Annotated in this window: 2 protein-coding genes; both read left to right on the top strand. The window is 62.0% G+C overall.

The window, feature by feature from the left end:
- The coding region (locus E8E75_RS02320) for a calcium-binding protein (protein ID WP_348530008.1) at positions 1 to 1,315 on the top strand (1,315 nt) is incomplete at its 5' end.
- Between the two features lie 858 nt (positions 1,316 to 2,173).
- Positions 2,174 to 12,496, top strand: a complete 10,323-nt coding sequence (locus tag E8E75_RS02315) for a peroxidase family protein (RefSeq protein ID WP_120649884.1) — start codon at positions 2,174 to 2,176, stop codon at positions 12,494 to 12,496.
- Positions 12,497 to 12,568: the final 72 nt, after the last annotated feature.

Here is a 12,568-nt window from a genome sequence, read left to right as displayed (position 1 = left end):
CAACCAGGTGGCGTCGGCGGCGACCGCCTTCATCGGCGGGACGTTCAACGGCGGTCCTGGCAACGACATCCTGACCGGTACCGCCGGTGACGATGTGATGAACGGCGGTGGTGGTAACGACACGCTCAACGGTGGAGCCGGCAATGACCTGATCGATGGCGCCACGGGTGCCGACAGCATGACCGGTGGAGCCGGCAACGACACCTTCTATGTCGACAACGTGCTCGATTCGGTGACCGAGGCAGCCGGGGACGGGCGTGACATGGTGCGCACGACCCTTGCGAGTTACAGCCTGGGCGCCAACGTCGAGGATCTGGCCTATATCGGAAGCAGCAATTTCACGGCGGTGGGGAACGGCCTGGCGAATGTGATCGCCGGTGCCGTGGGGAACGATACCCTGAGCGGTGGCGGCGGCAATGACATGATGTTCGGTGTAGCCGGCAATGATGTCCTCAACGGCAATGCAGGGGCTGATCGTATGGTGGGGGGAGTCGGGGACGACACCTTCTATGTGGACAACGCGCTGGATGTGGTGGTCGAGAATACGGGCGAGGGGAGTGACATGGTCCGTACGACGCTGTCCAGCTACACCCTGGGGGCCAATCTCGAGGTCCTGGTCTCCCTTGGTGCCGGCGCCTTTACGGGGACCGGCAACGCCTTGGCCAACCGGCTGGTCGGTGGCACCAGCACTGATACCCTCGACGGCCTGGCCGGGAATGACATTCTCCATGGGCTGACCGGCAACGACGTGCTCAATGGTGGCGCGGATGCCGACACGATGATGGGTGGCAGCGGTAATGACACCTACTACGTGGACAATGCGCTGGACTTCGTGGCTGAGGCGGTGGGTGATGGGACTGATGTCGTTCGCACGACGCTGTCGAGTTACAGTCTCGGGACGAACGTGGAGAACCTGGTGTTCATTGGCAGCGGGGCGTTCAGTGGCACGGGCAATACCCTGGCCAACCGGATCCTGGGCGGAAGTGACGCCGACACTCTCAATGGACTGGGTGGGAACGACGTCCTGGTTGGCGGTGCAGGCAACGACACCATGAATGGTGGCGCAGGCAATGACATCTTCCAGTTCGGTGCGGGCTTCGGGCAGGACCAGATTCTCGGCTTCGATGCCATTCCTGCGGGAGGCCAGGACCGCTTGCATGTCGCGAATCTGGGCATTACCGCGGCGAACTTCGCTGGTAGTGTGGTCATCGCTGGGGTGGGGGCCGACACCCTGGTCACCATCGGAGCCGACAGCATCACTTTGGTGGGCGTGGCCAGTGCCACCGTGACCCAGGCGGACTTCATCGTCAGCTGAGGAGGCAGCCAACGCGCACGATGCAGTAACGGAAAAGGGGTGAAGCCCTCGCGGCTTCACCCCTTTTTCATGCCTGGCAGAATCGCTCGCCAGATCGATTGCCAGGCCCTATTTCGGCACTTTTGGACTGCTGAATCGGTGTCGCCAAGTTTCTGGCGTATGGGCCGCCCCGTCTACTCTTTATCAAGCAAAAAAGGTGCCGGTGAATTGCCCGGATTTCCCACTTGAGTCAACGGTTGTAATCCGCTGATAAGTGGGAATACGACCAGCAGCCGCTCTAGAACGCCACTTCTAGCTGTCAGGAGAAGAGCGTGCCAGGACCGTTGGAAGAGTGCTACCGCATGTTGAATGCACTTGGTGCACTTGAATTAGTCAACTAATCCTTTTAAATCATTAGCTTAATGTGTTTTTACATTTAGAAACACATGCTGACGTTTTATTGACAGTGCCTAGGGCCGGGGCTTTAGTCAGGGTGTGAACGAGCATGACTGTTTTTTGGCACGCAGCGGCGTTGAGGGACATCGCTGTGGCGCCCGCCACAAGAGTGCTAGGGAGAACACCGCAATGAGCATCGATTCATTCTCGCGCAGTGGGCCAAATGGCCCTTCAGCCTGTGCCGCCCCCCAGGTCCGTTTCCACGGCCCACCCCTCGCCTGAGTTGAAGTGCCGCCTTTGAGCGCGGCGCTGACGGGGACAAATCCATTCAGTCGGAACTGAGCCACTTCCAAGGCTTGGCGGGTTCGGCCGCGACTGCGATTTGCCCGGCTTGATCGATTTCCTTCGAAGAAACGTGGAATTGCCCCCGCGTGGGTGTGATTCGGCCTGACTAATTGCTGTCGGATTGAGGAAAACAACACCATGGCCACCTACATCAAGTCTGACCTCGAGTTCATTCTCCAGCAGATCCTGATCTCTGAAGCCCATGCGGCAGGTGAGGACCTGTCGCTACTGCTGCCGAATTCACAGGTTCCCTGGGGACTGCGGACCGTCGACGGATCATTCAACCACCTGGTGCTGGGGCAGACCGAGTTCGGGGCGGCGGACAACCTGTTTCCGCGCTTGCTCGATCCGGTTTTCCGCATTGCAGATAACGGGACGACCTACAGCCAGACCAGTGGTTTAGTGTTCGACTCGCAGCCGAGGACCATCAGTAACTTGATCGTCGACCAGACCGCCAATAATCCGGCGGCGGTGGAAGCCAACGGTGGCGCGGCTCCCGTCCTGAGCCCGGGACTCGATGGCATCTTTGGCACGCCGGATGACCAGGAGGTGTTCTTCATCCCCAACACCACACCGGATGAGGGCCTGTCGGCACCGTTCAACTCCTGGTTCACTTTCTTCGGCCAGTTCTTCGACCATGGTCTGGACTTGGTGAGCAAGGGGGGCAGCGGGACCATCTTCATTCAGCTGCAAGAGGACGATCCGCTGTTCAACCCGAACAGCGCGACCAATTTCCTGGTCCTGACCCGTGCCACCAACCAGCCGGGTGCGGATGGTGTATTGGGTACCGAGGACGATATCCACGAGCACACCAACACCACCTCGCCCTTCGTCGACCAGAACCAGACCTACAGTTCGCACCCCTCGCACCAGGTGTTCCTGCGTGCCTATGTCACGACTGCTGACGGTCCGGTAACGACTGGCAAGCTGATTACCAACCGTGACCTGGTGGACGGGGTCTTTGGCAACGGCAATGACGTGGACCTGGGCGGCATGGCCACTTGGGCCACGGTCAAGGCCCAGGCCCGCGATGTCCTTGGCATCAACCTGACCGATGCGGACGTGGGCAACATTCCGCTGCTAGCTACCGATCCCTATGGCAACTTCATCAAGGGGGCCAACGGCTATCCGCAAGTGGTAATGAGCGATGGTGCCGGTGGGACCTTCTTGGTCGAAGGCGATCCGACCGCCAACGGCGGACAGGGCATCAGTTTGGCCAACGCTGTGCGCACCGGCCATGCCTTCCTCGATGACATCGCCCATAGCGCGAACCCCTTCAATAGCCAGACCGGCGCGCTGCTGGCCGCCGACGCTGACGGCGTTGCCGGAACCGACGATGGCAATCCGGCCACCTACGACAACGAATTGCTGGACTCCCACTACATCGCTGGCGACGGTCGGGTGAACGAGAACATCGGTCTCACCGCCGTGCACCACGTGTTCCACTCGGAGCACAACCGCCTGGTGGACCACACGAAGGAGGTGATTCTGAGTTCCGGCGATGTGGATTTCCTCAACCAGTGGTTGCTGGTTCCCGTTGTCGGACAGATTCCCGCCGATACATCCACTCTGGTATGGAATGGCGAGCGACTGTTCCAGGCCGCCAAGTTCGGCACGGAAATGCAGTACCAGCACCTGGTGTTCGAGGAGTTCGCCCGTAAGGTGCAGCCGAATGTCGATGCGTTCCTCGCTCCCACTGGCTTCGACGCCACCATCGACCCGTCGATCGTCGCCGAGTTCGCCCACGTGGTGTATCGCTTCGGTCACTCCATGCTGACTGAAACCATCGACCGTCTGGACCCGAACTTCGTCAACAGCGAGATAGGCCTGATCGCCGCCTTCCTCAACCCCTTGGCGTTCGCCGCCAGCGGGGCGGATGCGGATGCAGCCGCCGGAGCCATTGTTCGTGGTGTCACCCGTCAACAGGGCAACGAGATCGACGAGTTCGTCACCGAGGCCTTGCGCAACAATCTGCTGGGTCTGCCGCTGGACTTGGCGACCATCAACATCGCCCGTGGCCGTGATGCCGGTATCCCGTCGCTCAACGCAGCTCGCCGTGAGTTCTTCGAAGCGACCGGGGACAGTCAGCTGGAGGCCTACAGCAGCTGGGTGGACTTCATGGGCGGCCTCAAGCATGAGGCGTCGCTGATCAACTTCATCGCCGCCTATGGCACCCACTCCACCATCACCGGCGCATTGACCCTTGATGGCAAGCGCGCCGCCGCCATGGCCATCGTTCTTGGTGGTGCTGGTGCACCCGAGGACCGCCTGGACTTCTTGCACAGCACCGGAGAATGGGCCAGCGGCGCCAATGGAGTGACCACTACCGGCCTGGATCTGGTGGACTTCTGGGTGGGCGGCCTGGCCGAGAAGCAGATGCCCTTCGGCGGGCTGCTGGGTTCCACCTTCAACTTCGTCTTCGAGACCCAGTTGGAGGCCCTGCAGAACGGCGACCGCTTCTACTACTTGGGCCGCTTGGCAGGACTCAACTTCCTCACCGAGATGGAGCAGAACTCCTTCGCCAAGATGGTGATGCGCAACACCGACGTTGATCGACTGCCGGCGGATATCTTCACCGCTCCTGGTCTGATCCTGGAAGTCGACCAGACGCGCCAGTTCAACGCTGGTGTCGTCAACAACCCCGGTGCTGATGGAATTCTTGGCGATGATCCATCCACCCCGCTTGTGGATGAAAGCGCCGACGATATCGCGACGCCCAACGAGGACCCGCTGGGCGACAATGTGCTTGTTCCGTTGGTGATCCGCGACAACCCGGCCACTCCGGGAGCCGACACCAACTACCTGCGCTACACCGGTGAAGACCACGTGGTGCTCGGTGGCACCAACGAAGCCGACATCCTGATCGCCAGCATCGGCGATGACACCATCTGGGGCGATGGCGGCAATGACCGTATCGAAGGCGGCGATGGCGTGGACAGCCTCAATGGCGGCGCCGGCGACGACATCATCACGGACATGGGCGGCGACGATAACATCAAGGGTGACGACGGCAACGACGTCATCCATGGCGGCAACGGCTTCAACCTGATCCTTGGCGGTGCCGGAAACGACTTCATCATCACTGGCGAGGACGTGTCGGAAACCTTCGGCGGTACCGGCAACGACTTCATCTACGGTGCCAAGGGCAACCTGCAGACTGCCGGTAACGAAGGCGACGACTGGATCGAGATCGGTACCCAGGACGGTGCCCCCGGCGACAACTTCTCGCCCTTCGCCCTGGACGAGGTGGCAGGCAATGACGTCTTCGTCGGCGGTGGTGGCTTCGATGAGATGATCGGTGAAGGCGGCGACGATATCTTCTTCGGCTCGGAAGGTGCCGACCACTTCGATGGTGGCTCCGGCTTCGACTGGGTCAGCTACAAGTTCGACCCGTTCGGCGTGCTGGCCGACATGATCGTCGACGACTTCTTCGAGCCGCCGGTTCCCGCTTCCAACGCCGGCATCTTCGACCGCTTCGCCTTCGTCGAAGGCTTGGCGGGTTCGCAGTTCGGTGATGTCCTGCGCGGTGACAACGCGGATGCTGCGGAGATCGCTGAAAACGGTCCGCTGGGCAGCGTGCTGAACCAAGCCGGCATCGACCTGATCGCCGGGCTGCAGGAGTTCCTCGGCGCAGGTGTCACGTCGTTCGGCGGGGGCAACATCATCCTTGGCGGTGGCGGCAGCGATATCCTCGAAGGCCGCGGCGGCGATGACCTGATCGATGGCGATCGTACGCTCAACGCCTATGTCAGCGTGCGTACCAATCCTAGCGATCCGGCCACGGAAATTCGCCGGGTCGACAGTATTGGCGCGCTGATTCCGGACATGCTCTCGGGTGCGATCAATCCGTCGCAGCTGGTCATCGTGCGTGAAGTCATCCAGACCGTTGGCCCCAACTACGACACAGCGGTTTACTCGGGCAACTTCGACGACTACCAGGTCGATATCAACAACAACGGCACCACGCTGGACTTCAGCGACGACGTGATCACGGTGACCCACCTTGAGGTGGACGTCGACGGCAATACCGTCATTGGTGCCGACGGCGTGGACCGGCTGACCGGCATCGAACGGCTCCAGTTCAACGATCAGTCCGTGGCTTTGGTGCCTGGTGGCAACGCCGGCCCGCAGGGGCTGCTGCAGATCAGCGATAACACTCCGCAGAACGGCCAGGTCCTGACCGCTTCGTCCCTGCTGGTGACCGATGCGGACAACATTACCGGAGGGAACCCGACGGGCGCGATTACCGGGCCGGTTGCCTACTTCTGGCAAAGAGAGACCGTTGCCGGATCGGGTTTGTTCGTGGATATCGTCAACGAAGCCGGGGAACGACCGGAAACGGCGCAACGCGACAGCTTCCGTGTGACTGCCGACCTCGACGGCCTGGCGCTGCGGGTGAGGGCTGTCTACAAGGACGCCGATGGCGTGCTGGAGAACGTGTTCTCGAACGCTACTGCCGCGGTGAACGGCAACGTGGTTGTTGCGCCGCCAGCAGCCGTACCGCAGGAAAGCTTCGTTGCCAGCCCCGGCGTACATCTGGTTCGCAGCGACCTGCAGTTCATCCTCGACCAGATCATTATCTCCGAGCGCCATGCCGCTGGTGAGAACCTGCTGGATATCGTGCCTAACTCTCGCGGTGCATTTGGTCTGCGCACTGTGGATGGCTCCTTCAATAACCTGGTTCCGGGTCAGGAGCACTTCGGTGCGGCTGACCAGCCTTTCCCGAACCTGGTCCCACCCGTGTTCCGTGACGACCAGGACGGGGACACCATGAACCTCGGCCCGGGAGGCGTGGTCACCAACACCGACTACGGCGCCCCCGGCAATGTGGCCGATACTGACCCGCGGACCATCTCCAACCTGATCGTCGACCAGACCATCACCAACCCAGCCGCTGTGCAGGCCTATGTGGATGCCGGTCTGGGAACCCTGGACCCCAGTGGCGTGCTGCTGGACCTGAACGGCGCACCGATCCCGGCTGGCCAGCCGCTGTTCATCCCCAACACCGCGCCGGACGAGGGGCTGTCCGCCGGCTTCAACTCCTGGTTCACCCTGTTCGGCCAGTTCTTCGACCATGGCCTGGACCTGGTGACCAAGGGCGGCAATGGCTTTGTCTTCGTGCCGCTGCAGCCGGATGACCCCCTCTTCGTTCCGGGGGGTACCTCGAACTTCATGATCCTCACCCGCACCAGCAACGATGCTCCGGGGCAGGACGGCTTGATGGGCACCGCAGACGACATCATCGGTGGCGGACCGCTCAATACGACCACGCCGTTCGTCGACCAGAACCAGACCTATACGTCCCACGCCTCGCACCAGGTGTTCCTGCGCGAGTACGAGCCAGACGCTAGCGGAAATCCGGTCGCCACGGGTCGCATGCTCGATGGCGTCGGTGGCCTGCCGACCTGGGCCGAAGTCAAGGCTCAGGCCGCCCAGATGCTGGGCATCCAGTTGACCGATGGCAACATCGGCAATGTCCCGCTGTTGGCGACTGACCTCTATGGCAAGTTCATCCCGGGAGCGAACGGGTTCGCGCAGATCGTCACCCTTGTTGGCGACCAGATCGTGCTCGTCGAGGGCGTCGCGGGCGGCCTCGCGATTCCGGGCAACGCCCTGTTCACCGGGCATGCGTTCCTGGATGACATCGCCCATGCGGCCAACCCGTTCAACAGCCAGACCGGCGCGTTGATGACGGCGGATGCAGACGCGGTAACCGGTCCGGTACCGAACCCCGCATTCGATCCGAATCTACCGGTGGGGCCAGGCAACCAACCGTTCCTGCCCCAACCGGCCAATACCTTTGACAACGAACTGCTCGACCGCCACTTCATCACAGGCGACGGGCGTGGTAACGAGAACATCGGGCTGACCTCGGTTCACCATGTGTTCCACGCCGAGCACAACCGCATGGTCGATCAGATCAAGGCTGTGGTGCTGGCCAGCAACGATCCGGATTTCATCAGCAATTGGCAGAATGCGGACGGCAGCTGGAATGGCGAACGTCTGTTCCAGGCGGCTCGCTTCACGACGGAAATGCAGTACCAGCACCTGGTGTTCGAGGAGTTCGCCCGCAAGGTGCAGCCGCAGGTGGATGTGTTCTTCAATGCCACCCAGGTGTATGACACCCAGATCAACCCGGCGATCGTCGCCGAGTTCGCCCACGTGGTGTACCGCTTCGGCCACTCCATGCTCACCGAGACTGTGGACCGGCTGAACCCGGACTTCACCGACGCGGGCAGCATGGATCTGATCGATGCCTTCCTGAACCCGCTAGCGTTCAACAACAACGGTGCCCTGTCGGCTGAGGAGGCTGCCGGCAATATCGTCCGTGGCATGACTCGCCAGGCCGGCAACGAGATTGACGAGTTCGTCACCGAGGCATTGCGCAACAACCTCCTCGGATTGCCACTGGACCTGGCCACCATCAACATCGCTCGCGGCCGTGACACCGGCGTGCCCACGCTCAACGCGGCGCGTCAGGACTTCTACAACGCGACCGGCGACAGCCAGCTGCGGCCCTACACCAGTTGGGTCGACTTCGCTGCTCATCTGAAGCACCAGACGTCCATCGTCAACTTCATCGCGGCCTATGGCACCCATGCCGAATTGCTGGCGGCTGACGTGAATACGACTGCCGAGAAGCGTGCGGTGGCCTTCGCCCTGGTGTTTGGTGGCGATGCGATCATCAACGAAGGGACGGCGGAACAGCGCACCTTCACCGCCGACACCGCGGATCGTCTGGCCTTCCTCAATGGACCCGCGGCTACCACTGGGGTCAACGATATCGACCTGTGGATCGGTGGTTTGGCTGAAAGGCAGATGCCTTTCGGTGGTCTGCTGGGCTCGACCTTCAACTTCGTGTTCGAGAACCAGATGGAGAAACTCCAGGACGGCGATCGTTTCTACTACCTCGAACGCACGGCGAGCATGAACTTCCTCACCGAGCTGGAGAACAACTCCTTCGCCAAGATGGTGATGGCCAACACCAACGCGATCCACCTGCCAGGGGATATCTTCTCCGACCCAGGCCTGATCCTGGAGGTGGACATTACCCGGCAGTTCAACGCGGATGTGGTCAACCCTGGGGCTGATGGCATTCTCGGTGATGATCCCTCGACGGTGGGTATCGACGAAAGCCTCGACGACTTCGCTGCTCCAGGCGAAGACCCGCAGGGCGGCAGTGCCTTGCTGCCCTGGGTGATCCGCGACAACCCGGTCAATACCGACAATCTCGCCACGGCGTTCTACAACGAGGCGAACACCAACTACCTGCGCTACACCGGTGATGAGCACGTGGTGCTGGGCGGTACCGACGGCGACGACGTCATGATCGCCAGCATCGGTGACGACACGATCTGGGGCGATGGCGGTCGTGATCGCATTGAAGGCGGCGACGGCAACGACCTGATCCGCGCAGGCGATGGCGACGACATCATCACCGACCGCGGCGGCGACGATAACATCCAGGGCGACGGTGGCAACGACGTCATCCACGGCGGCAATGGCATCAACCTGCTGCTGGGTGGTTTCGGCAACGACTTCATCGTCTCGGGTGAGGACGCCACGGAAATCTTCGGTGGCGTCGGCAACGACTTCATCCTTGGTACCCGTGGCAACGAAGCGCAGTTCGGCAACGAGGGTGATGACTGGCTGGAACTGGGCGGCCCTGACGGCAACGCCGGTGACAACTTCAACGAGTTCGGCCTGGACAACGTGCCCGGCAACGATGTGTACATCGGCGAGCGCGGCATCATCGACCGCATGGATGGCGAGGGTGGTGACGACATCATGCTCGGCAATGGCGGCGAGGGCGACCGCTATGTCGGTGCCTCCGGCTTCGACTGGGCAGTGTTCCGCGACGACCCGCAGGGGGTCAATATCGAGTTCGACCTGCGTGCCTTCGACGAAACCCCGGTGACTCCGTCGACCGCTTCCCTGTTGACTCGCTTCGAGTTCATGGAAGGTCTGTCCGGTTCGTCCCACAGCGACATCCTCAAGGGTGACGACCGCGATGCGGCGGCCATCTCCACCTCGGGCGTGAACGGCAGCATCCTCACCAACATCGGCCTGATCGCCGGGTTGGGGGAATTCCTGGGCACTGGGGTCACCTCGTTCGGCGCCGGTAACATCATCCTCGGTGGCAGCGGTAGCGACATCATCGCGGGCCGGGGCGGGGATGACCGGATCGACGGCGATCGCTCGTTGACCGTCTATATCAGCGTGAAGCAGAACGCCGACGGAACCGGACCGGAGATTGACCGCGCCTTCAGCATGACCGAGCTGGTACACGACATGCTTACCGGCCGCTACACCCCCGGTCAGTTGGTGGTCACTCGCGAGCTGCTCGCCGGCAATGGGGCGTTCAACTACGACACCGCCGAGTTTTCCGGCAATCGTGCCGATTACACGGTGCTCAACAACGGTGATGGCACCTGGACCGTGACCGACACTGTCGATGGACGCGATGGTAGCGACCGCCTGAGTGGTATCGAGCGCCTGCAGTTCAACGATGTCAGCGAGGCGCTGGTGGTTGGTCTCAATAGCGGGCCTGTGGGGCTGGCAACAATCAGCGATGCCACACCGGAGGTGGGGACTCGCCTGGTGGCATCCATTGCAGGTGTGACCGATGCCAACAACGCGGGTGGCATTGTCACCGGGCCGGTGTCCTACTACTGGCAGGCTGACGTGCGTGGTGACGGCATCTTCGAAGACATCATCATCGAGAACGCCGGCGCCGAACTGGCCCGCGCCACCGGACCGAGCTTCCTGGTCACCGCCGCCCAGGCTGGGCTGGCGATGCGCCTGAAGGCCATCTACAAGGACGGCAATGGCGTGCTGGAGACCGTGTACTCGGCAGTGACTGCACCGGTATCGGGCACCCAGGTCAACGATGTACCGACTGGTGCGCCAGTGATCAGCGACACCACGCCGGCCCAAGGCCAACTGCTGACGGCCACGCGCGGCACCATCGCCGATGCCGATGGCACCACCACCTCGGTGTTCAGCTTCCAGTGGCAGTCCTCCGCCAACGGCACGACCTGGACCAACATTGGCGGTGCCACGTCGGCAAGCTTCACCCCCGGCGCATTGCAGGTTGGGTTGATGCTGCGGGTGGTGGCGAGCTTCACGGATGACCAGGGCTTCCTCAACCAGGTGGCGTCGGCGGCGACCGCCTTCATCGGCGGGACGTTCAACGGCGGTCCTGGCAACGACATCCTGACCGGTACCGCCGGTGACGATGTGATGAACGGCGGTGGTGGTAACGACACGCTCAACGGTGGAGCCGGCAATGACCTGATCGATGGCGCCACGGGTGCCGACAGCATGACCGGTGGAGCCGGCAACGACACCTTCTATGTCGACAACGTGCTCGATTCGGTGACCGAGGCAGCCGGGGACGGGCGTGACATGGTGCGCACGACCCTTGCGAGTTACAGCCTGGGCGCCAACGTCGAGGATCTGGCCTATATCGGAAGCAGCAATTTCACGGCGGTGGGGAACGGCCTGGCGAATGTGATCGCCGGTGCCGTGGGGAACGATACCCTGAGCGGTGGCGGCGGCAATGACATGATGTTCGGTGTAGCCGGCAATGATGTCCTCAACGGCAATGCAGGGGCTGATCGTATGGTGGGGGGAGTCGGGGACGACACCTTCTATGTGGACAACGCGCTGGATGTGGTGGTCGAGAATACGGGCGAGGGGAGTGACATGGTCCGTACGACGCTGTCCAGCTACACCCTGGGGGCCAATCTCGAGGTCCTGGTCTCCCTTGGTGCCGGCGCCTTTACGGGGACCGGCAACGCCTTGGCCAACCGGCTGGTCGGTGGCACCAGCACTGATACCCTCGACGGCCTGGCCGGGAATGACATTCTCCATGGGCTGACCGGCAACGACGTGCTCAATGGTGGCGCGGATGCCGACACGATGATGGGTGGCAGCGGTAATGACACCTACTACGTGGACAATGCGCTGGACTTCGTGGCTGAGGCGGTGGGTGATGGGACTGATGTCGTTCGCACGACGCTGTCGAGTTACAGTCTCGGGACGAACGTGGAGAACCTGGTGTTCATTGGCAGCGGGGCGTTCAGTGGCACGGGCAATACCCTGGCCAACCGGATCCTGGGCGGAAGTGACGCCGACACTCTCAATGGACTGGGTGGGAACGACGTCCTGGTTGGCGGTGCAGGCAACGACACCATGAATGGTGGCGCAGGCAATGACATCTTCCAGTTCGGTGCGGGCTTCGGGCAGGACCAGATTCTCGGCTTCGATGCCATTCCTGCGGGAGGCCAGGACCGCTTGCATGTCGCGAATCTGGGCATTACCGCGGCGAACTTCGCTGGTAGTGTGGTCATCGCTGGGGTGGGGGCCGACACCCTGGTCACCATCGGAGCCGACAGCATCACTTTGGTGGGCGTGGCCAGTGCCACCGTGACCCAGGCGGACTTCATCGTCAGCTGAGGAGGCAGCCAACGCGCACGATGCAGTAACGGAAAAGGGGTGAAGCCCTCGCGGCTTCACCCCTTTTTCATG

Source organism: Pseudomonas sp. BN606 (assembly GCF_029873115.1).
Classification (GTDB): Bacteria; Pseudomonadota; Gammaproteobacteria; order Pseudomonadales; family Pseudomonadaceae; genus Metapseudomonas.
This window is presented reverse-complemented; position numbering and strand designations above follow the sequence as displayed.

Coding starts and splice junctions, on each gene's coding strand:
- E8E75_RS02315 (WP_120649884.1), top strand. CDS start 2,174: ATGGCCACCTACATCAAGTCTGACCTCGAGTTCATTCTCCAGCAGATC.